The sequence below is a fragment of the Streptomyces sp. NPDC005799 genome, assembly GCF_040630525.1.
In the GTDB taxonomy this organism is placed as follows: Bacteria; Actinomycetota; Actinomycetes; order Streptomycetales; family Streptomycetaceae; genus Streptomyces; species Streptomyces griseorubiginosus_B.
Genome location: NZ_JBEXXQ010000032.1, coordinates 103,201 through 123,995, shown reverse-complemented (window position 1 = coordinate 123,995; position 20,795 = coordinate 103,201). Strand labels below are relative to the sequence as shown.

Sequence of the window (20,795 nt, the reverse complement as noted above, 5' to 3'; positions counted from 1 at the left end):
AATGGTCCTCGGCGACCGCACCCCGGACGAGGCTATGCGAGACTGGGGCATAGCACTGCAATCCAGATGATTCGCAACCATCACTGGAAACCGCCGCGTCTACCCGGTCGTCTTCGTGGACGCCATCAACGTGAAGATTCGCGATGGCAAGGTCGCCAACCGGCCCATCTACGTTGCGATGGCCGTCACGGTCGAGGGCACCCGGGACATTCTCGGGATCTGGGCCGGTGACGGCGGCGAGGGCGCCAAGCACTGGCTCCAGGTCTTCACCGAGCTGAAGAATCGCGGAGTTGAAGATGTACTCATGCTCGTCTGCGACGGGCTGAAGGGCCTGCCGGACGCGGTCGAGACGGTCTGGCCCCGCACGGTCGTCCAGACGTGCATCGTTCACTTGATTCGCAACAGCATCCGCTACTGCGCCCGCCAGGACTGGGACAAGGTGGCCAAGGATCTCAAGCCCGTCTACACCGCTCCCAGCGAGGCCGCCGCCACTGAACGGTTCCTGGAGTTCTCGGAGAAGTGGGGCACCAAGTATCCGGCCGTGATCAAGCTGTGGTCCGACGCCTGGGCCGAGATGGTGCCCTTCTTGTCCTTCGACGTCGAGATCCGCAAGGTCATCTGCAGCACGAACGCGATTGAGAGTGTGAACGCGCGGATCCGCAAGGCGGTTCGGGCCCGCGGCCACTTCCCCACAGAGGCCGCCGCGTTGAAGTGCGTCTACATGGCACTGATGAGCCTGGACCCGACCGGCAAGGGCGGCCGCCGCTGGACGATGCGCTGGAAGGCACCCCTGAACGCCTTCCAGATCGCCTTCGATGGCCGCCTGACCCCCACCGACCAGCGATAACCCAACAACCAAGATCAGCCGTTAAGTTGACACACCCGCCTACGGCGCCGGGGTCGTGCCCCTGGGGCCGCAAGCAAGTTACGGCCCTGAGTAGAAACCGATACGGGCAAGGCCACGGTCAGAACGATGCCTCCGGCGGGGGGGGATCGGCCGGCACCGGGATGGAGGGGGCGCCGTTCGCGACCGCGGGCCCGTAGTGGCGTGCGCGGGGTGCTCCCATCCCGTCCACCGTCGACCCAGGCAGAGCCGAGCAGACGCGGCCCATGGCGTCCAGGTCGTTCGTACAGTGGCGCGCTCCACCTGGACGCCATGAACCACGCCCGCTCCACGGTGTGTGGGTCGACGGCGGACGGGATGGGAGCTGGGTTGGTGGGTTATTGATCCGAAACGGTAGGTGTTCTGGGTCGTTGTTCCCTGCGTGAGTGAACTGGTGGGGGACGCACGGCAGTTGTCGCCGTCGGCGCAGGAGGCTCTTCGGCTGCGGGCGGTGGCCGCGTTGGTGGCGGGCCGGACTCGCGAGGATGTGGCTGCGGTGTTCCAGGTCTCGCTCAAGGCCGTGGACAACTGGTGGGCGAAATGGCTGGCTGGTGGGCGCGAGGCCCTCGTGGCCCAGCCGCGCGGGCGTCGGGTCGGCGAGCATCAGCTCCTGGGCGAGGTGGAGCAGCAGGCGCTCCGGCAGGCCGTTCTGGATCACCGCCCCTGTGACCTGGGCCTTGCGGGTCAGCTGTGGACGCGGGCGGGAGTGGGGAACCTGATCGCGAAGCTGTACCGGGTGCGGCTGACCGAGCAGGGGGTGGGCAAGTACCTGCGCCGCTGGGGCCTGTCCTTCCAACGCCCGGACAAGCGAGCCGTCGAGCAGGACCCGGAAGCGGTCCGCGTCTGGCGGGAGGAGACCTGGCCGGCGATCCGGGCGAAGGCGAAGGCCGAGAGTGGTGAGGTGCTCTTCGCCGACCAGGTCGGCATCCGTTCCGACCAGGTCACCGGCCGCACCTGGGGCGCCAAGGGATGCACCCCGATCGTGCGCCGCTCGGGCAACCGGTTCTCGGTGAACGCGATGTCCGCGATCAGCACCAAGGGCCGGATGCACTTCATGGTGTTCACCGAGACCTTCGACGCCGACGTGATGTGCCGCTTCCTGGACCGGCTCGTCGGCCACTTCGACCGCAAGGTGCACCTCGTCGTGGACGGCCACTCCGCACACCGATCCCGCAAGGTCCGCGCCTGGCTCGCCGACCACCCCGACCGCATCGAACTGCACTTCCTGCCGTCGTACTCGCCGGAGGTGAACCCCGACGAGCTGGTTAACGCCGACCTCAAACGGAGCCTTCCGATGCACAGCCGGGCCCGAGACCAGGCCCAACTCGCTGCCGAGACCCGCAGGTTCTTCCACCGCCGTCAACGCCAGCCGCACATCGTCCGCGGCTACTTCGGCGGCCGACACGTCCGCTACATCCTCGAATAGAACCCTTTGAGTTTCGGATCAATAGGGGAGGTGTCAGCTTCCTGTCACAACAGGAACGATTGCCGAAGCGATGGCGGAGAGCAGGCCTCCCACCGCCAGGAAGGCGGTGCGGGCGGTGACGTGCTCGGTGGGCAAAAGTGATGGCCTCGAAACCTGCACTTCCATGAGGCTCACGAAGTTGGGCAGTCATCGGCCGCAATCCGGCAAGGGCCGCCACGAAACAGCAAAACCCCAGCAAAGAACCTCAGATCTACCTCAAGAGATCTGTCATGCCAGAGTCAACTATGGTTATCTTTCGATTCCACTCGACGATTACAAAGCCGTTCATTCCCGGGGGGGGTAAATGCGCAAGGCTAAATACCTGGCGTGCACTGCCGCACTGACGGTAGCGATTTCAGCGAACATAACCGGCACGGCCAGTGCGACTGATGTTCAGCAGGAGATCCGCCACGTCCACATGCAGGCGCTTCTGTCGGCGCATCAGGCGGCACCTGTTTCACTTACGGACGCACCCGCTTGGGGCGAGACGATAAAGTTCATGAATGCCGCCAAGGCGAACGGCGAGACCGAAGCCAACATCGACGCGCTCTTGACGAACGGGTCATGGGTTGCATATCCCGTGGAAAAGTCGCTCGTGGTTGTGACGTCTGACACCGACGCCAAGGTTGACCCGGAAACGCAGCCGGAGGTTTCAGCGGCGGATCAGGCGGCAGCGGCTCCTGGGGCCGCCGAGGTGATGCAGGCTGAGACCGTCACGCCTGACGACGGCTCAATGAATACGCCAGATACCGCCGGCCCTCCCGGGCAGTGCACAAGCCACAATGCGACAGTCAAGTTGCAGAACGTCACTCACGACACACTCTGGTACTACACCGTCTCAGAACACTACTGCTACCGCGGGGGGGCGATCACCAGTCACGAGGCGGAGCCGACGATCACCCACAAGGTCTACGATTGGGCCGAGCTACTCGGCTGGTCCTGGGCCGGGCCGGACCTGACTGGCACGAAGGGGCCGTCCCTGTACTCGTGGCACGGTAGTTCGCGCGGGGGCCTGAAGACCTGGCGTAAGGGCCAATTCAGTTACTCACCCTACCATATCAGCGTCACACAGCATAAGTACCCGCAGGTTCACCTCTACGAGCACGCAGACGGCAATTACTTCTACACCTGGGATATTTGAGCTAAGAAAAGAGGACGGGCATGGTTTTCTGGGTCATTATAGTAGGGGTAGGAATTCTTGCCTGGGTGCTTTCTGGCCGACGAGTCGTCGTCACGGTCATTGCGGTGTTGGTTGCAGCGGCGCTCTTCTATGCGTTCGGCGCGCCCGCCTCGGTGAGCGTCACCTCGGGGGCAGGGGAAATTTCAGCCGTACGTTGATCCGGAAAACCGTCCGACCTCGGAGGGCCCCAACAAAATAACCTGTTGGGGCCCTTCGGTATACCCTCAGTACTGCGTCGGGGTCCGCTTCGGCTCCCATAGGGATCCCTGCTGTGCTCGTGTCATTGCTGGTCGAGTGGTTCCAGGATGAGCGACAGGCGGCAGTCCCATGGAGCGTCGCCGCCCTCTCGGGCCCGCGTCGGAGGTGGACGGGTTTCCGGGGCGGTAGGTGTCAGTTCCACAGCAGTTCAACCACGGCGCGGACCTTGCCGCGCCAGGCGAGTGCTCGCACATCAGCCCGCAGAAGCGTGCCCGGCCACAACCAGGCATGTCGGCGGCTGCTTCCCGCGATGTCACCACTGCACGCAGCCGCTACCGCGCCAACCACCGGCATACACAAGATCATCGACAGCACCGGCAGAATGCCGCCTTCCATGCTCACCAGGACCTCGCCGAGGAAGAGTGTTCCGGCAACAAGTCCCGCCAGAAGCCGGCGAAGCAGCCCCCGAGAAGTCAGCCAGTCAGGTGCGACCGCCAGCGTCGCACCGAGCAACAGACCCAGCACCACACCCGCGAACAGACTGCCGCCCGCGAGGATCACTTCAGAGACGAGAACCGAAGGCACGTCGTGCCAGTGCCCCAGCACCGCCGCGACCATCACGCTGGCCGTCCACACGGCGCCCCAGCCCAGCGCGCAGACTCCTCCGACCAGTAGGCCGAACCGCAGGCCCCGAATCATTACGCCACGCCTCACCGATGCCCCTTGGCTCGCAGCTTACGTCCAAAGATGCAAGCCACAACCAGCGGAAGGCTTCTGACATCCACGGCTGACATCAACGACGCCGGATGGGGGCGTACACCAGCACCCTTGTCTGGCCCCCGCATCAGCCGACGGCCGACGCCCGAGCGGGTTCAGATTGAACTCCTAAAGCGGGTGTCGAGGACCGACGTCAATCCTCGCGGCACTGAGCGAACACCTGCTGTTGCTCGTCCCGCCAGCTCCAGTTAGCCGGCCGGGAGAAGGGCAGGCTTCGGGCAAGGCCGGAGAACTGGTCGGATGGCTCCCGGCTGGCCTTGTTCACCACGATCGCCGAGAGCATCGCTGCTCGTCCGTCTTCGTTGCGGTGGAGGCAGACATCCTTGAGCAGGTAGGTCATGACTCCGCGGTGAGGCGGGATGGAGTCGAAGCCCTGTGCCGCCAACTCGGCGCTCAGCTCCCCGTACGTGATGGTCTGTCCCTGCCGGGCCCGCTTCCGCAGGATCTCCACGGCCGCTTCGACCGCTCCCGGGTACTCCGGATCCTTGATCCTCACTGTCCCTCCCCCACCGCGTGAACACTGCTCAGCCTGCGCATCGTACCGGCCAGGCACCGCCCCGTACTTCTAAGAGCGGACGAAGAGGTCGTGCCAGAACCGTGCCAGATCGTGCAGGGAACCACGGGGAATGACGGGGACCAGGGCGCCAGCCAGTAAGGCCCCAGGGGCGCTCCGCCGCAGGCTGATGCAGCAACTGCCGACAGAAGACCCAAGCTTCCCAAGCTGAGAGCGCGAGTTCGATTCTCGTCACCCGCTCCATGATGAAACCCCAGGTCGGCGACCTGGGGTTTGTTTGTTGTCTAGGCCAATTTGAGGGTGGCGCGCCTTCGCGTGCCCTACGTCGAGCTCAACGGGGCACCTCAGGGGCGTTCGGCGGCCACTTTGAGTGACTCCACTCCCAGGCGTCTCAAATGGCGAGACAGATTTTGAGTGACCTGCGCCACTGCTGTGGACTGCGCCAGCGAAGCCGCTTACGTAAAGCTGCAGTTCGCGGCAACTACGTGCAGACCACGGCACGCGATGCCTGATCGGAGCCGACGCGGCCGCTTTCGGCTCTCCGCGGGGCCCCGCCGCCTGTTCGGGAGCCGCGTTGTCAGGGGTGCTCATCAGGCTTCTTGATGTCCCCGACGACGGGAGGCCCCGCATGGCCGGGTTCGAGATCAACAAGCAGGCCATCGAGAATATGCGGCGAGAGATCGCGAAGGAATTCGAGCGCGCGGCCCGCAAGCATCCGACGGACACCGTCGCGGACATGGACGCCACCAGCGAGGTACATGGTCTGATCGCCTTCCCGCAGCATCCACTCCTCGCCCTGAACCACATACCCGGTGGCGACATCCACGCCTTCCTGTGGCGTGAAGCGCACAGGGGACGCTTCAGAGCGGTCGAGACCACCGTAAGAGGGCCGGAGAACGAGGCCGTCCGCGTCCACGGCGCCAAGTCCACCGAGGCCACGCACTGGATCGAGGTACGCGCCGTCGTCGCCCGTATCGCCGCAGACCACGCCCTCTCCGGCCGGCTGTGGCTGACCGCCGCCCGGTTCCACTCCTCTCCGCCGCGCCGGGACCTCACCAGCACACGAACCTGCCTCGACCGCGCCTACCAGGAGTGGTACGGCGTGAAGGACGCCGATGTCATCGGCGAACTGGCCGCGGAGGTAGGGGCATTGGGCCGGCAGGACCCGTAACTACAGCACGGAGATGCTTACCGCCCTGGACAGGCACCTGCTGCACAAGACCGTTCACTGCCGCCACGAGTGAGCGTCATGGCGCCGCACGAAGCTGTGCGGCCTCGTGGCGCAGTGCCCCCACGGTGGCCGTCACCTCGGGAGAGGGGTCGCGGACCGTGACGGCGACGATGGCCCGGCCGAGCCAGGCGGGGTCGTCGACCTGGACGACGCGGACTCCGGTGGGGACCACGGCAGCGGCTACTTCGGGGAGTACGGCGATGCCGAGACCGGTGGCGACAAGGCCGAGGCGAGTGGGCCATTCGCGGGCGGCGTAGGCGATCCGCGGATGGTCGAGGGTCGGCCAGGCGCCGAACTGAGGGTCGTCACGCAGGCCCTTACCGACGATCCAGGGTTCGTCCCTCAGCTCGGTCACCGGGATGGTTTTGCGGCCGGCGAACCGGTGGTTGGCAGGGACGGCGAGCAGAAGGCCGCCGTCGAGGAGCAGGTCGCGGCGAAGTCCCTCGAAATCGTAGGCGGGCAGGTCCGGTCCCACGCCGATCACCGCGACATCGATGCGGTGAGCGCGGAGTTGGCGAAGCTGCGTGGGTGAGGACGCCTCGCCGAACTCGACGATCAGACCCGGGTGGTCGTTTCCAAGGCGGGCCAGTGTCCTGGGGACGAGCACGGCGGCGGCCGAGGGGAACGCCGCGATGGCGACTCGTCCGGTGACGTGGTCCTGAAGTCCGGCGAGGTCCGTGCTGACGGCGTCGATCTCGTTGAGGGCCGTAGTGGCTCGGCGGACGAGCATCATGCCTGCGGGAGAGGGGGCCACCCCGCGGGCTCCCCGGACGAACAGCGGTGCGCCCGCGGCGGCTTCCATCGCCGCCACCTGACGCGACACCGCTGACTGCGTGTATCCGAGTGCGTCGGCCGCGGCGGTGAACGATCCGGTGTCGACCACTGCCTGGACGACGCGCAGACCGGTGAGGGTGAAGTCCGCCATGCCGTCATCCTGGCACATTCCTGAACCGCATGTCTCTTATGCAAGACCTTCGCTGGTGGAATACCTGGATCAGCAGCACGCTGGAGGAGCAACGGCAAGCAATTCACGCACGGCAATTCACGCAAGGGGAGCACCAGCCATGGCGAAGACGTGGTTCATCACGGGCAGTTCGAGGGGGTTCGGCCGCGAGTGGGCGGAAGCGGCGCTCGAACGCGGCGATCACGTGGCGGCGACGGCTCGGGACGTCAGCCTGCTGACTCCTCTGGTCGAGCGGTACGGGGACGCGGTATTGCCGGTCCGGCTCGACGTCACGGACCGCGCCGCGGTGCATGAGGCGGTGCAGCTCGCCCACGCGCATTTCGGTTCGCTGGATATCGCGGTCAACAACGCCGGCTACGGGCATTTCGGCATGGTCGAGGAGGTGACCGAGGACGAGCTCCGGGCCCAGATGGAGACCAACTTCTTCGGCGCGATCTGGGTCACGCAGGCCGTGCTGCCCTTCATGCGGTCGCAGCGATCGGGAAGGATCCTGCAAGTGACCAGCGAGGGAGGCGTACGCGCATTCCCCGGCATCGGTGCGTACCACGCCTCCAAATGGGCTCTTGAGGGGCTGTCGGAGTCCCTGGCGCAAGAAGTGGCAGCCTTCGGCATCCATATCACCAACGTCGAGCCCGGCCCCTATGCCACCGACTGGCTGGCTCGCGGGGCACGGCACAGTGAACGGCACCCGGACTACACCGAGGTCCACTCGGCCACCGCGCCGGATTTCGAGGTGGGCGACCCGCGCGCGACCCGCGACGCGATTCTTCGGATCGTCGATGCGGAACGGCCCCCACTGAGGATCTTCCTGGGCAAGTCCTTCACCAATGTCGCCGGCCTCTACGAGGAGCGTCTGAGCACCTGGCGCCAGTGGCAGCCGGTCTCCCTGGCCGCGTTCGGTTAAGCGGCAGCGCCGGGTGTCGGCGGTGGGCGGTCATGCGGACTCCAACAGCACGGCACAAGCCGGCAGGTACGCCTTGGTACGTGGCTGCTGGGCCTACTTGCCGGAGCCGACGTGGTAGCCGACCGGGTCGACGTAGACGTCCGGAGCGTTGCCGCTGGACGCGGAGATGGTGAAGGAGAGACCGTTGAGATTCACGATCTCCGAGACCTTCTCGTTGGGCGGGGTGAGAGCCGGGTGTACTTCTTGCCGGAGCCGCTGGTGTCCGGGATGTAGCGGAGCACGAAGCGAGTCTCCTCGCCGGGTCCGATGGTGACGGTGGACGCCGAGGCGTCGGTGCGGGCGGCGTCGGGCCCGGTGTCGCCCAGTCCATCGGGGCCCACCAGCTGGACGCCCGGGAAACCGTGCATGCTGCACTTCTTGGAACCGGTGTTCTTCAGGTTGACGACTATCCCGTTCTTGGTCCCGGTGGAGGAGGCGCTGAAGGCGAGATGGTCGGTCTTGCACATGGAGCTCGACGTCGAGGACTGGGTCTTGGCGGAGAGTTCGCTGCCCTTGCCGGAGCCGCTGGTGCCGGTGGAGCCGGACGAGGAGGAACCCCAGGTCGAGCCCTGGCCGCCGGTGGAGGTGCCGCCGGTGGTGGAACTGCTCGCGCCGGTGGAGCTGCTCGCGGCGGTGGACGCGCTGGTGTTGGCGGAAGCGCTCGATCCGTCGCTGCTGCCGCACGCGGTCAGCGAGAGGCCGGCGGCAGCGATGATGAGGGCGCTGACCCAGGATCCGTCGGCAGGGTGGCCAGCATTGCGGGGCGCCGCCTGGGGTTGAGTCGGACCAGCAGCGGAGCGCCGGTGTCAGCTGCCGAGTTGAGGAAGCCCCCATCACGATCCACGCGGGGGGCGTGCCCGCGCCATGACGCCGATGAGGAGGAGGGGCGACGTCGTGTCCCCCTCGGCGGAGCCGTCAGGACCAGTGCCACACCTGGTTGACGCTGCCCGCACATCCCCAGCCCTGTACCGGCTGACCGTCCTGCCCGGAAGTGGAGGCTTCCGCGTCCAGACAGAAGCCGTCCGGGACGCTGACCAGCGTTCCGCCGCCGCCCAGCTGCCACGTCTGGGCGCTCAGCCCGTCACAGCTCGCGGCCTGTACCTCCTGGCCGTTCTGGCCGGTCGTGCCGGCGTCGGCGTCCAGGCAGAGATGGCTGCCCTGATTGACCACGCGATACTGGGAGCCCTGGCCGGCCACGCGGTACAGGGCCCACTTCTGGGCGGCCGTGCCGTTGCACCCCCACACCTGGACGTCCGAGCCACGGTTGTCGAGACACCGGGCGACCGAGGTGGCGTTGACGCCCTCGGTCACCGTGACCGAGCCGGCCCGGACGGTTCCGCGGGGCAGGGCGTACAGGAGCTTCTTGGTCTGCGCGTCGACCTTGCCGTCGACGGTGAGACCTGCCTCGGTCTGGAAGGCCCTGACCGCAGCGACGGTCGCGGCGTCGAAGTCCCCGCTGACCGGGGCGTAGAGGCCATGGCCGCCGAGGAGGAGTTGCAGGGCCTTGACGCAGGCGCCGGTCGCTCCCGACGCGAGCTCGGCGCGGCAAGCGGCGGTGCGGAGGTCCGGTGTCCCGGAACCCACTGTGGTGGGGTCCTTCGTTGCCGCCGCACTCGGCGACTGTTTTGCCGCCTGGTCCGCCTGCGACGGGGAGGACGTCGGCGCCTTGTGTGAACTGCTGGGCGTGGAGGCCCGGTTGTCCGTCACGGTCGCCGACGTGTCCGGCCCGGGAGCGGCCGTCGTAGAGGAGTGGCTTTGCGGCAGCAGTGCCACGGCGACGGCCGTGGCGACCGCGGCACCCACTGCGGCGGCTGCGCCCACGATCAGCTTCCTGCGCCTCCCGCGAGCGGGGGTGGCAGGGGACTCGGAGGCGGCGGAGCCGGCGGGAGGGTCCGCGGGTGGCTTGGGGGCGGCCATGGGTCGTCCATCGAGGAGGGGTGCCTTTTCCGGCGCGGACCGTGACGGCCGCTCGGTCGGCGCGGGGAACTGGTGCCCGATGGCGGTGCGGAACACCGTCTCCGGTGAAGGGCGCGATTCGGGTTCCTTGTCCAGGCAGGTGCGGATGAACGCGGCCAGTTCCGTGTCTACGGCCGCCGCCTTCTCGAGGACCTCCTCCTTCGGTGGTTCGAAGGCGACCCGGTGCAGGACGTCGACACCGGTGCCCTCGCCGAACGGAGCCTGCCCCGTGACGGCGTAGGCGAGGGCGGAGGCCAGCGCGAAGATGTCGGAGGCCGCGGTCACCTCCTTGCCCCTGACCTGCTCCGGGGACATGAAGGCGGGGGTTCCCACGTTCTGGCCGGTGACGGTGATCGAGGTGCCGTCGGTGGCCTGGACGACACCGAAGTCGATGACGCGGGCGCCGTCGGCGGCCAGGATCACATTGGACGGCTTGAGGTCGCGGTGGACGATCCCCGCGCGCCAGATGGCCTCGACCGCACGCCCCATGTCGGCCAGCAGCCGCCAGGCGGCCTGCGCGTCGATCGGCCCCCGCGCGTCGACGAGTTCGGCGAGTGTCGGCCCGGGGACGTACTCGGTGGCCACCCAGACCAGGTCCTCGTCGCAACCGCTGCCGAGCAGCCGTACGATGTGCGCCCCCTGGACGCGGTCCAGCGCGCCGACCTCCCGCTCGAAACGCTTCCGGAACTGAGGGTCCTCCGCGTATTCGGGCCGGATCACCTTGACCGCCGCCAGGCCCGACCCGCCGGTCGTGTCCTGGCCCAGATAGACCCGGCCCATCCCCCCGCTGCCGAGCATCGACATCAGGACATACGGGCCGACCCGAATGGGGTCGGTCTTCTTGAGCGGGACCGGAGGCGGGGGCTCCATGCCGGCCGCCGCGTAGGCGAGCGCGCTGGACCGGTTGTGGTGGGGGACAGACATGGGAATCCCGGTCTCTCGCGTGACATGTGCGACGTGCGCGACTGACGTCGGTCAGCGTGGAGACTATCGCAACGTCCTTTCGATAAAGGCGAGTTAGTGTTCGATTCAACCGCGTGCCGCTGCTGCGCGAGAAGCTTGGGGACGAGCAAGCGAGTTCGTTCGTCGTCGAGGTGTCGGGTGACGTCGAGACAGACGCGGAGACCTGGGCCCGCGACATCGAGCGCAAGCTGCGCGACCGGGTCAGTGCGTTCCAGCAGGCGGCGGAACTCCGCGACGATCTGGCCCGGCGGGTGCGCTGGGACCGGGCCGCCGCCGCGGTCCTCGGCGAGATCTCGCGGAAATGAGCCGCCTCACCGCACGAACGCGGCAGCGGACACATCCCGTTCCAGTGCCGCACGATGATGCTCGTAGGTGCCGATGCCGGAGACCCTGATCAGAACGCAGAACCGATCGATCGAGGAAATCTGCCCAGCGACCTGCGCGAACTCACGCCGTAGGAAGTGGATGGCGGCCAGGTTCGCCGTAGAACTCTGCCCGCAGACAAGGAACACCGGTTTGCGCGACTCTGCGGGGATGAACTTCGCGACGAGCACATACTCCTGGTTGCCCCGGTCAAACAGATACTTCTCACCACCGACTTCGATGGCGACCGAGTCCCGGTTCGCAGCGTTGTATGGGTGAAGGGTGACACCGGGAAGATAAGCGGCCAGGTGTCCCCCTGTACGAATGTTGGCACCTCCCACCGGACCGCCCACGCAGAACTCGGTACGATCACCGTTGCTGCCACGGAATTCTCCTGACTCGACGAGGACGTCACAGCCCAGCTCGCCCGCAAGCAGAGCCAGCTCCACGGCGGCCCGGACGTCTCGATAGGTCGCGGTCCCGGGCGAGTTGTGCTTGTTGCCCAGCACAACAAGGCATGTCTGCCCGGGCCGGACGCCGAAGAAGTCCGCCCTCTTGTTCACCTCCCGGGTCCGCCTGGCCCGCTCCCACAACCACACGAACCCACCACCGAGTAGGCTGGTCACCAGGCCGATGGCAATGTTCTCAAGCACCGATTGAATCGGGTCCCCCCTCCACGGCGTGTCAGTGCCCTTCCATTGTCGCAGGTTGGGCAGCGGGCGTAAGGTTCGGTGCGCACGATCGTGCGGCCCATGCGGAAGGCCGGGAACTCGGGCAGCGGGTGGTTGAGCGCCGGTCGAACTCGGTGTCCGTCCCACCCCGGTTCGACTCAACCGAAACTCGCAGTCATCTGAGTTGCGCTCCGTCTCAATGGCCGATCTCTGCAGAGCTATGAGTCAGAAGACTTCTGACATCGAGGACTGAATTCAGGCCCCGATGGCCGGACTTCGCAAGTTCCCGTCCACAACCTGTGGGGGAAGCACCTCAGGTGATGTCGTGGACATTCTGCTCGAGCAGATCGGTTGCGTGCCGGGCGACGGCCTGGTAGTCGGCATCGTCGTGGAGGACAGCCAGGCCGTGGTGGGCGGCGGTGGCGGCGATGACGAGGTCCACCGCCGAGGCGCTGCGATGCTCCCCGGCCTGGGCCATACGGTGTTGCACCGCGCTGATCCAACGCCCCGCGTTCTTCGGCACCGACACGTCGGGATAGAGGTCGGTGAACATCTCCGCGATCTCGTCGTACTCACGGCCGTTCCGGGCGCTGTACAGGAACTCGGTTCGCTGCACGTAGCAGGATGCGATGGCACCGGCGTCGATCGCGTCGTACCAGGCCGACTGCAGTTTTGGTTCGCGGAGCAGCCGGACCAGGCCGGAGGTGTCGAGCAAGTAGATCACCGGCTGTGCTTCTCCGCCCGGTGCAGGCGCTCGGCGTCCTCGACGGCACCCCACTCACGCGCACGCTCGAAGTGACGGCTGATGCGCGCCGCACGCTCCTGCTGTTCGGCGTAGAAGTGCAGAGCCAGGTTGACCGCCTCCTTCTTGGTCCTGACCTTGGCCAGAGCCATGGCACGCTCCAGGGCGTCATCATCGATGTCGATCTGGGTCACAGACATACGAGCACCTCCTACGCAATGTTGGTGATGTACATAGAAGAGTATGGCACCAACATTGGCGACGCCACATCTGAACGCCGAATGTGCAATCGCCACGGAAACGGTCAACAGCAGTGCGTACAAGCCCGCGCAGCGGTGCCGACACGAAGAATCCGCGCAGGTCAGCGGCCATTCGCCCGCTCATGCGCCGTCGCTTCCCCAGCTGAGAGCGCGAGTTCGATTCTCGTCACCCGCTCCATGGGGAAGGCCCAGGTCATCGACCCGGGCCTTTTTGCTGTGCGCGGTGATCTCTTGCCGCGAACCCGGATCCACCAACGCCACCCCGGACGCTGATCAACGCCTACCGCACACGAGGTGAACGGAAAAAGTTCCCCGTTCGCGGCAACCCTGTGCGGAGTCTGTGACCACCAGGAGTCGGATCCGGTCATCCCCCGTGCCTGGATCCACTCCTCTTCTGGTGAACGGCATGCAAGGAGAACACCTCCCCATGAACAACCCCACGACCGGCGGACGCCGCGGGCGTCACCGCCGTCGCTGGACCGCCACCGCTCTGCTGCTCGGCGTACCCGCCATCGTCGTGCCGTATCTCCTGTTCTCGCAGGAGGACTCGCAGGCCGCGACGATCGACGGCAATGCCTACTACCGGCTGGTTTCCGTACGCAGTGGCAAGGTGATGGATGTCAACGGCTTCTCCACCGCCGACGGCACCCGCATCCAGCAGTGGACCGACCAGAACACCGCCAACCAGCAGTGGAAGCTGAGACCCACCGGGGACGGCTACTACGAACTGGTGAACCGCAACAGTGGCAAGGTGCTGGGCATAGCGGGCGGTTCGACCGCCCAGGCGGCCGCCGCCGAGCAGCAGACCGACAGCTCCTCCACCTCCCAGGAGTGGCGGATCGACGATGTGAGCGGTTCCGACGCCGTCACTTTCACCTCCCGCAGGAGCGGCCAGGTCCTGGACGTCTCCGGAGGCTCCACGGCCCAGGGCGCGCCGATCATCCAGTATCCGAGCCACGGCGGCACCAACCAGCAGTGGAAGCTGGTGCAGACGGCCGAGACCCAGGCGTCCGGGACCGGCAGCACTCAGACCACGGCCGCGGCCGGAGCGTATGTGTGGAAGAACGCCCAGGTGGTGGGCGGCGGTTACGTCACCGGGCTGGTGTTCAATCCGAAGGAGAAGGGCCTGCTGTACGCGCGCACCGACATGGGCGGCGCCTACCGCTGGGACACCGCGGCCGAGCAGTGGATCCCGCTGACCGACTGGCTCGGCGAGAAGGACTGGAACCTGCTGGGCATCGACGCGCTGGCCACGGACCCCGTCGACCCCAACCGGCTCTACCTCGCGACGGGCACCTACACCAACGAGTGGGCCGGCAACGGCGCGATCCTGCGCTCCACCGACCAGGGCCGTACCTTCCAGCGCACCGATCTGCCGTTCAAGCTGGGCGGCAACGAACCCGGCCGCGGGGCGGGCGAACGGCTCGTGATCGACCCCGCGAACCACGCCACCCTGCTGCTGGGCACCCGCAAGAACGGCCTGTGGCGCAGCACCGACTACGGCGCGACATGGAGTCAGGTCTCGGCGTTCCCCGTCAAGGACGGGGCGAGCAGCGGCGCGGGCATCTCCTTCGTGACATACGGCCCGGCCGGCAGCAACACGGTCTACGTCGGCGTCAACGACATGTCCACGCCTTTGTACCGTTCGACCGACGGCGGCAGCAGCTGGCAGGCGGTTTCCGGGCAGCCCACCGGCCAGATGCCGCAGCACGGCGTGGTCTCCGGTGACGGTTCGCTGTACCTGGCCTACAGCAACAGCATCGGCCCCATGGACGCGACGGCGGGCTCGGTGTGGAAGTACACCCCGGCCGGCGGCGCGTGGAAGAACATCTCCCCCTCCCAGGGCGGTTACGGGTTCTCCGGTCTCGCCGTCGACGCACAGAAGCCGTCCACGGTGATGGTCACCACCCTCGACCGCTGGTGGCCCCAGGACGAGGTCTACCGAACCACCGACGGCGGCACGACCTGGAAGGCACTGGCCGACAAGTCGGTGCGGGACGCCTCCGGCGCTCCTTACGTCGGTACCGGCATCGGGCACTGGATGACCGCGCTGGCCATCGATCCCTTCGACTCCGGGCACGTGCTGTACGGCACCGGCAACGGCATCTGGGGCAGCAAGGACGCCAACGCATCCGACAGCGGCGGTACCAGCCACTGGACCTCCGGGGCCCGGGGGCTGGAGGAGACCTCGCTGGCGGACGCGATCGCCCCTCCCGGCGGCGCCACCGTCATCACCTCCATGGGCGACCAGGGCGGCTTCCGCCACGACTCCCTGACCGAGGTGCCCGCCGGACGGATGAAGAACCCGCTGATGAGCAGCAGCACCGACATCGACTTCGCCCAGTCGGCCCCCTCGGTGATGGTTCGCGTCGGCACCGGCGGCGCGCAGGACGGCGCCTACTCCACCGACGGCGGCAGCAGCTGGAACGGCTTCACCGCGGAACCGGTCCCCAGCGCGAACAGCGGTCATGTCGCCCTTTCCGCGGACGGCTCCACCATCGTCTGGGCCGAATCAGGCCAGGCCCCGTACCGCTCGACCGACAAGGGAGCGAGCTGGTCCAAGGTCAGCGGCCTGGGTACCGACGCCGTGGTCGTCGCCGACCGCTCCTCGGCCAACACCTTCTACTCCCTGGTCAGCGGCACGCTCTACGCCAGCACCGACGGCGGCGCGACCTTCACCGCCCGCGTCGGCAACCTGCCCTCGGGCCGGCTCGCGGCCGTCCCCGGTATCGCCGGGGACCTGTGGATCGCCGGCGGCGGCAACGGGCTGCTGCACTCCACCGACGGCGGGCGCACCTTCACCACACTCAAGACGGTGCAGTCCGCCGCCGCCCTCGGCTTCGGCAAGGCCGCACCCGGCGCCGACTACCAGGCCCTCTACCTGATCGGCACCGTCGACAACGTCACCGGAGTCTTCCGCTCCACCGACAAGGGCACCACCTGGCTCCGCGTCAACGACGACGCCCACCAGTGGGGCGCCATCGGCAGCATCGGCGTCATCACCGGCGACCCCGACACCTACGGGCGCGTCTACATCGGTACCAACGGACGCGGCCTCCAGTACGGCGACCCGTCCTGACCCCGACGCCCGAGCGGGGCCGCAGCCACAACGGCCTGCGGCCCCGCTTCCGGGTCCGGTGAACGAAAAAGATTCCGTGGCTCTTCGCGGCAACCTTTTCGGCCTCTCGGACCACTCAGCGTTGTCCGGCCAAGTGGTCCGGTCAGAGCAACAGCTGAAAGCGAGCACAGGCGTGTCCCTGGAACGAGAGCACAGACATGTCCCCGGCCCACCCACGTCATCGGTGGAGTCCCCCGTCGGCGGCCACCGCGGCGACGGCGGCGCGCGCGGTGGTCGCCCGAAGCATCGTGGCCGTCGGTTGCTCGCACGTCGGGGTCTGTGGGCGGGTCTCGCCATGGTGGTCGTGGCCGGCTCGGCTGTCGTGGTCAGCCAGGCTTCCGCACAGCAGAAAACCCTGGATCTGAAGAAGTGGTACGTGCTGGTCAATCGCAACAGCGGCAAGGTGCTGGACGACCGCGGCTATGCCACGAACGACGGCGCGGCGGTGGTGCAGTGGGCGCGCCACGGCGGGGCCAACCAGCAGTGGCGCTTCATCGACGCGGGTGACGGGTACTACCGGCTGCAGAACCGGAACTCCGGCAAGGTGCTGGACGACCTCGGCTGGTCGAAGACCGCCGGCTCCGCCATCGTGCAGTGGAAAGACCTGAACGGCACCAACCAGCAGTTCAAACTGGCCAAGTCGCCGAACGGCTACCTGCGTTTGGTCAATCGCTTCAGTGGCATGGCCGTCGATGTCCACAACGCCGCCAAGACCAACGGGAGCGGTGTGGTCCAGAACCGCGACCGAGGCGGCGCCGATCAGCAGTGGCAACTCGTCCCGGCCGGGAGCGTCGGCAGCTCCGGTACACCCACCGCGCCGAGCAGCAGCGTTCCCTCCAGCCCGGCTCCGAGCAGCTCTCACCCGTCGTCCACGCCGTCGTCCACGCCGTCGTCCACGCCGTCTCCCGTGGCCGGTGGCGGCAGCTCGACGAAACGCTTCATGGGCAGCAGCACGGTGCTCATCGGCGGCTCGATGTCCGACGCCTCGGCGGCCGCCGCGCCGTTCGACGTCCGGTACGCCTATGTGCACAGCCAGCCCGCGCCCTCCTCGGACTACTACACGGCAGCCAAATGCCAGGACGGATGGTCGGGCTGGTGGGGCTGCTGGAACGGCAGCACCACGGCGCCCGGCACGTACGTGACCTGGCGGGACGACGTGGTGTCCCAGGCGACGTACAAGGGCAGCGCGCGTCCGCAGAAGATGCTCTGGACCTGGTACTCGTTGCGCGACCTCGGGGACGCGGCGGGCGAGGGCGACGGCCCGGGCGAGGTCAAGGCCATCAACCGGGTTGACCTGCTGACCCGTTACCTGAACGACTACCGTTTCTTCCTCCAGAAGATCGGCACGTCGCAGGAAGCGATCGACCTCGAGCCCGACTTCTGGGGCTACGTCCGGTCGCTCGGCGATCCGCACCAGGTTCCCGCGCAGGTCTCGAGCGCGAACCCGAAGGACTGCGGTTCGCAGGAGAACAGCGCCACCGGACTCGCCCAGTGCCTGATCTCGATGGCGCACAAGTACGCGCCGAACACCGCCGTGGGAATGCACCTCTCCTGCTTCGACTGGGAGACCAACACGCCGGCTTGCGTCAAGTCCTACGAGAGCTTCGGGGCCAAGAACGCCGACTTCCTGGCCACCGACGTCTCGGACCGCGACGCGGGCTGGTACGCACAGCCGGCCCACGGCGGCAGTGACCACTTCTGGACCGACCAGAAGGCCGCCGCCGCGCTGCAGTTCTACAAGACGATGGCCGAGTCCGTGGGCAAGCCGGTGGTCCTGTGGCAGATCCCCGTGGGCAACATGGCGCAGAACAACACCCTCAACCATTACAAGGACGACAAGGTGGACTGGCTCCTCGGGCACATGGACCAGGTCGCGAACGCCCATATCGCCGGGCTGTTCTTCGGTCCAGGGCAGCAGGAACAGACCTCGGTCGAGACCGACGGCGGGAACCTGATCAACAAGACGATCGCTTACCACAACTCGGGCGGTACAGCACTCAAGTAGACGAAGCCGACGAAATGCGCCCCCATCTCTTCGATGGGGGCGCATTTCGTCGTCTACGTGGGCTGAGGACCGTGGTTCAGGCGGGTCAGCGCTGCAGGGTGAGGACGCCCGGTCGCCACGGCAGTCGGTCGTAGGGGCCGGTCGCGGTGGGGGACTTGCCCTGGTAGAGGAACTGCAGGTGGCAGGGGTCGATGGTCATGGTCTGGTCGGGGTTGTCGCGGACCAGGTCGCCGTGGCTGATGTCGTCGGTCCAGGTGGCGCCGCTGTTGGCCTTGCCCGCGAACGGGTTGCTCTCACCGGCGGCCTGCGGGGTCCATGAACCGCTCAGGCTGGAGGCCGTGAACGAGCGGAAGTAGCGCTGCTCGTTCGCCCCCCGAGCCTCGACGATCATGAGGTACTGGTTCTGGCCCTGAACCTTGTAGACCTGCGGCGCCTCGAACAGGTTCTTCGTCGTGTCGCTCATGACCGTCGTGTACGACGAGCCGAAGTTGCCCGGGAAGTTCCCGATCGGCATGCTCGCCCGGTAGATCTTGCCGTTGTCACCGGCGAAGAACAGGTACATGTTCTGGGCGTCGGCGATCAGGGTCTGGTCGATCGGGCCGGTGGCGGATTCGGTGCGGGGGATGCTGCCGGTGAACAGAGGCTGCGGCGCGGACCAGCCGCTCGGGTTGGTGGGGTCGCTCGACGTGCGGTAGACGAACGGCGACGCGCCCCACTGGGACGCCAGCACCCAGATGTTCTTGGGCGCGAAGTAGAACAGTGTGGGCGCCACCGCGTTCTGGCTCATGCCGGTCTGGCCGGCCGAGGCCATGTCCGCCCAGTTCGTGAAGGGCTTGAACATCATCGAGCCGTACGACGATCCCGCGACGCTCGACGCATACACCAGGTGCTTGCCGTTGTACGTCACGGTGGTGAAGTCCTTCACCGCGTCCCACCCGTTCGCCGGCTGCGCCAACGCACCCGTCGACGTCCACCGGTATGTCGACGGAAGAGCACACGTGTTGCTCTTCGGCGCCGCGGTCGGCTTGAAGTTCCAGTGCTGGTTGGCGCCGCCGTTGGAGTCCCAGATCTGGACGGGCGTGCCGTTGGCGGTCCGACCGCCGGGGATCTCCAGTGCCCGGCCGCTGGCGACGTTGGTCAGCGTGTAGGAACCGTCACTGTTGCGGGCGGCCCGCCAGTGCTGGTTGGCGCCGCCGTTGGAGTCCCAGACCTCCATCCTCGTCCCGTTGCCCGTCTGGTTGCCCGGCTCGTCCAGTACCCGGCCGCCGGCGACGTTGGTCAGCGTGTAGGAGCCGTCGCCGTTCTTGGTGGCCCGCCACTGCTGGTTGGAGGCACCGCTGGCGTCCCACACCTGGAGCGGGGTGCCGTTGCCGTTCTGTCCCGCGGGCTCGTCGAGAACGCGTCCGGCGGCCCCGTTGGAGAGCGTGTAGACGGTGCCGGAGGTGATGTCCCCGGCCGCCGTCGTGCCGCCGCCCGCCGTGCCCCCGCCGCTGCTGCCCCCCAGGGCGGTGAGCACCGCGTCGTAGGCGGGCTTCCTGTTACCGCTGTTGTCGAACAGCAACGGGTTCTCACCGGTGCGCCAGGAGTCGCTGTCGCGGATGCCCCACACCGTGATGCCCGTGCAGCGGGCGACGTTGAGGCAGTCCTGCACGGTGTTGGCGTACGCGGTGGCGGAGGCCTGGGCGATGTCGAGCTCGGTGATCTGGACGTCGACGCCGAGCGCGGCGAAGTTCGACAGGGTGGTCTGGAAGCTCGACGGCGGGCCGCCGGCGCCGAAGTGGCTCTGGAAGCCGACGCAGTCGATGGGCACACCGCGGGACTTGAAGTCCTTGACCATCGCGTAGACGCCCTGCGTCTTGGCGTCGGTCCAGTTCTCGATGTTGTAGTCGTTGTAGCAGAGCTTGGCGGAGGGGTCGGCGTTCCGGGCCGTGCGGAAGGCTTCCTCGATGAAGCCGTTGCCCAGCACGTCCTGGAAGACCGAGCTGCGGTGCTGACCGCTGCCGCCGTCGGCGAAGGCCTCGTTGACCACGTCCCAGGCGTAGATCTTGCCCTTGTAGTGGGTCATCTCGGTGGTGATGTGGTTGTCCATCACACTGCGCAGGGTGTTGGCGTCGGTGATGGACTTGACCCAGCCCGGCAGTTGGGAGTGCCACACCAGGGTGTGGCCGCGCATGCGCTGGCCGTGCGCGGTGGCGTGGCCCACGATCGAGTCGGCCGGGCCGAAGTTGAAGGTGCCGCGGGAGGGTTCGGTGGTGTCCCACTTCATCTCGTTCTCCGGGGTGATCATGTTGAACTCCCGGTCGAGAATCGTGGAGTACGTCGAGTCACCGAGCCTGCCCGAGGACACTGCCGTGCCGAAGTAGCGGCCGCTGCCGGCCGCGGCGGCGCCCAGGGCCGGTGTGCGGGCCTCCGGCGTGAGTGCGGCCAGCGCGACCAGCGGTACGGCGGCACCCGCGGCGGCGAGGACCACGGCGGCGGCGAGCACGCGGCGGGTGGCCGGACGGCGGCGATGAGAGCGGTTCTGATCTGACAACGGCATGTCCTTCTGGCACAGCGGGCCCT

General features: G+C 67.3%; 17 protein-coding genes and 1 pseudogene. 9 read left to right on the top strand and 9 right to left on the bottom strand.

Annotation, left to right across the window (positions count from 1 at the left end; all coding sequences use genetic code 11):
* Positions 1-94 precede the first annotated feature (94 nt).
* The 3 genes and pseudogenes from ABZ453_RS29160 to ABZ453_RS29150 all read left to right on the top strand — a co-directional run.
* Positions 95-847: pseudogene (locus ABZ453_RS29160) on the top strand (IS256 family transposase); the annotation flags it as partial.
* A 418-nt stretch (positions 848-1,265) separates the two neighbouring features.
* Positions 1,266-2,309 (top strand): IS630 family transposase, encoded by a 1,044-nt coding sequence (locus ABZ453_RS29155; RefSeq protein ID WP_359019320.1) that lies wholly within the window; start codon positions 1,266-1,268, stop codon positions 2,307-2,309.
* A 343-nt stretch (positions 2,310-2,652) separates the two neighbouring features.
* Positions 2,653-3,489, top strand: a complete 837-nt coding sequence (locus ABZ453_RS29150; RefSeq protein WP_359019318.1) for a hypothetical protein — start codon at positions 2,653-2,655, stop codon at positions 3,487-3,489.
* A gap of 429 nt (positions 3,490-3,918) precedes the next feature.
* On the opposite strand, the gene ABZ453_RS29145 is transcribed toward ABZ453_RS29150, so the two are convergent.
* Positions 3,919-4,425 (bottom strand): hypothetical protein, encoded by a 507-nt coding sequence (locus ABZ453_RS29145; RefSeq protein ID WP_359019316.1) that lies wholly within the window; start codon positions 4,423-4,425, stop codon positions 3,919-3,921.
* A gap of 211 nt (positions 4,426-4,636) precedes the next feature.
* On the bottom strand, positions 4,637-4,999 hold the full coding sequence (locus ABZ453_RS29140) for a hypothetical protein (protein ID WP_359019314.1): 363 nt from the start codon (positions 4,997-4,999) through the stop codon (positions 4,637-4,639).
* A 646-nt stretch (positions 5,000-5,645) separates the two neighbouring features.
* Here ABZ453_RS29140 and ABZ453_RS29135 point away from each other — a divergent pair.
* Positions 5,646-6,188, top strand: coding sequence for a hypothetical protein (locus ABZ453_RS29135; RefSeq protein ID WP_359019312.1), 543 nt, complete (start codon positions 5,646-5,648; stop codon positions 6,186-6,188).
* A 76-nt stretch (positions 6,189-6,264) separates the two neighbouring features.
* Here ABZ453_RS29135 and ABZ453_RS29130 read toward each other — a convergent pair whose 3' ends face one another.
* Positions 6,265-7,173, bottom strand: coding sequence for a LysR family transcriptional regulator (locus ABZ453_RS29130; protein ID WP_359019311.1), 909 nt, complete (start codon positions 7,171-7,173; stop codon positions 6,265-6,267).
* Between the two features lie 139 nt (positions 7,174-7,312).
* On the opposite strand from ABZ453_RS29130, the gene ABZ453_RS29125 reads away from it, so the two are divergent.
* Positions 7,313-8,116: an SDR family NAD(P)-dependent oxidoreductase gene (locus tag ABZ453_RS29125; protein WP_359019309.1), complete on the top strand. Its 804-nt coding sequence runs from the start codon at positions 7,313-7,315 to the stop codon at positions 8,114-8,116.
* A gap of 191 nt (positions 8,117-8,307) precedes the next feature.
* Here the strand turns inward: ABZ453_RS29125 and ABZ453_RS29120 are convergent, their stop codons facing one another.
* Positions 8,308-8,622: a DUF4232 domain-containing protein gene (locus tag ABZ453_RS29120; RefSeq protein ID WP_359019308.1), complete on the bottom strand. Its 315-nt coding sequence runs from the start codon at positions 8,620-8,622 to the stop codon at positions 8,308-8,310.
* On the opposite strand from ABZ453_RS29120, the gene ABZ453_RS29115 reads away from it, so the two are divergent.
* A complete protein-coding gene (locus ABZ453_RS29115) occupies positions 8,621-8,935 on the top strand; it encodes a hypothetical protein (protein WP_359019306.1) in 315 nt (104 codons plus the stop codon). The two genes, ABZ453_RS29120 and ABZ453_RS29115, sit on opposite strands and share 2 nt — an antisense overlap.
* 135 nt (positions 8,936-9,070) lie before the next feature.
* On the opposite strand, the gene ABZ453_RS29110 is transcribed toward ABZ453_RS29115, so the two are convergent.
* Positions 9,071-11,035 carry a protein kinase gene (locus tag ABZ453_RS29110; protein ID WP_359019304.1) on the bottom strand — a complete coding sequence of 655 codons (1,965 nt, stop codon included), beginning with the start codon at positions 11,033-11,035 and terminating at the stop codon, positions 9,071-9,073.
* Positions 11,036-11,148: 113 nt separating this feature from the next.
* On the opposite strand from ABZ453_RS29110, the gene ABZ453_RS29105 reads away from it, so the two are divergent.
* On the top strand, positions 11,149-11,379 hold the full coding sequence (locus tag ABZ453_RS29105) for a hypothetical protein (RefSeq protein WP_359019302.1): 231 nt from the start codon (positions 11,149-11,151) through the stop codon (positions 11,377-11,379).
* 6 nt (positions 11,380-11,385) lie between these two features.
* On the opposite strand, the gene ABZ453_RS29100 is transcribed toward ABZ453_RS29105, so the two are convergent.
* From ABZ453_RS29100 to ABZ453_RS29090, 3 genes are all read right to left on the bottom strand, one after another.
* Entirely contained in the window at positions 11,386-12,090 is a 705-nt protein-coding gene (locus ABZ453_RS29100) for a hypothetical protein (RefSeq protein WP_359019300.1), read from the bottom strand.
* Between the two features lie 331 nt (positions 12,091-12,421).
* Positions 12,422-12,832 (bottom strand): PIN domain-containing protein, encoded by a 411-nt coding sequence (locus ABZ453_RS29095; RefSeq protein WP_359019298.1) that lies wholly within the window; start codon positions 12,830-12,832, stop codon positions 12,422-12,424.
* Positions 12,829-13,050 (bottom strand): type II toxin-antitoxin system VapB family antitoxin, encoded by a 222-nt coding sequence (locus tag ABZ453_RS29090; protein WP_180989643.1) that lies wholly within the window; start codon positions 13,048-13,050, stop codon positions 12,829-12,831. Before ABZ453_RS29090 ends, ABZ453_RS29095 begins: the two co-directional genes overlap by 4 nt.
* Before the next feature lie 487 nt (positions 13,051-13,537).
* On the opposite strand from ABZ453_RS29090, the gene ABZ453_RS29085 reads away from it, so the two are divergent.
* Both ABZ453_RS29085 and ABZ453_RS29080 read left to right on the top strand, forming a co-directional pair.
* Complete coding sequence (locus ABZ453_RS29085) at positions 13,538-16,189, top strand: RICIN domain-containing protein (protein ID WP_359019295.1); 2,652 nt, start codon at positions 13,538-13,540, stop codon at positions 16,187-16,189.
* A gap of 334 nt (positions 16,190-16,523) precedes the next feature.
* On the top strand, positions 16,524-18,233 hold the full coding sequence (locus ABZ453_RS29080) for an RICIN domain-containing protein (protein ID WP_359019293.1): 1,710 nt from the start codon (positions 16,524-16,526) through the stop codon (positions 18,231-18,233).
* A gap of 85 nt (positions 18,234-18,318) precedes the next feature.
* Here the strand turns inward: ABZ453_RS29080 and ABZ453_RS29075 are convergent, their stop codons facing one another.
* The gene (locus ABZ453_RS29075; RefSeq protein ID WP_359019291.1) at positions 18,319-20,772 is read right to left on the bottom strand and encodes a non-reducing end alpha-L-arabinofuranosidase family hydrolase; all 2,454 of its coding nucleotides are present in this window, start codon (positions 20,770-20,772) and stop codon (positions 18,319-18,321) included.
* Positions 20,773-20,795 lie beyond the last annotated feature (23 nt).

Bases quoted from the DNA above. Each gene is read 5' to 3' on its own strand.
- ABZ453_RS29150 (WP_359019318.1), top strand. From the start codon at position 2,653: ATGCGCAAGGCTAAATACCTGGCGTGCACTGCCGCACTGACGGTAGCG.
- ABZ453_RS29145 (WP_359019316.1), bottom strand. From the start codon at position 4,425: ATGATTCGGGGCCTGCGGTTCGGCCTACTGGTCGGAGGAGTCTGCGCG.
- ABZ453_RS29135 (WP_359019312.1), top strand. From the start codon at position 5,646: ATGGCCGGGTTCGAGATCAACAAGCAGGCCATCGAGAATATGCGGCGA.
- ABZ453_RS29130 (WP_359019311.1), bottom strand. From the start codon at position 7,173: ATGGCGGACTTCACCCTCACCGGTCTGCGCGTCGTCCAGGCAGTGGTC.
- ABZ453_RS29125 (WP_359019309.1), top strand. From the start codon at position 7,313: ATGGCGAAGACGTGGTTCATCACGGGCAGTTCGAGGGGGTTCGGCCGC.
- ABZ453_RS29115 (WP_359019306.1), top strand. From the start codon at position 8,621: ATGGAGCTCGACGTCGAGGACTGGGTCTTGGCGGAGAGTTCGCTGCCC.
- ABZ453_RS29120 (WP_359019308.1), bottom strand. From the start codon at position 8,622: ATGTGCAAGACCGACCATCTCGCCTTCAGCGCCTCCTCCACCGGGACC.
- ABZ453_RS29110 (WP_359019304.1), bottom strand. From the start codon at position 11,035: ATGTCTGTCCCCCACCACAACCGGTCCAGCGCGCTCGCCTACGCGGCG.
- ABZ453_RS29090 (WP_180989643.1), bottom strand. From the start codon at position 13,050: ATGTCTGTGACCCAGATCGACATCGATGATGACGCCCTGGAGCGTGCC.
- ABZ453_RS29085 (WP_359019295.1), top strand. From the start codon at position 13,538: ATGAACAACCCCACGACCGGCGGACGCCGCGGGCGTCACCGCCGTCGC.
- ABZ453_RS29080 (WP_359019293.1), top strand. From the start codon at position 16,524: ATGGTGGTCGTGGCCGGCTCGGCTGTCGTGGTCAGCCAGGCTTCCGCA.
- ABZ453_RS29075 (WP_359019291.1), bottom strand. From the start codon at position 20,772: ATGCCGTTGTCAGATCAGAACCGCTCTCATCGCCGCCGTCCGGCCACC.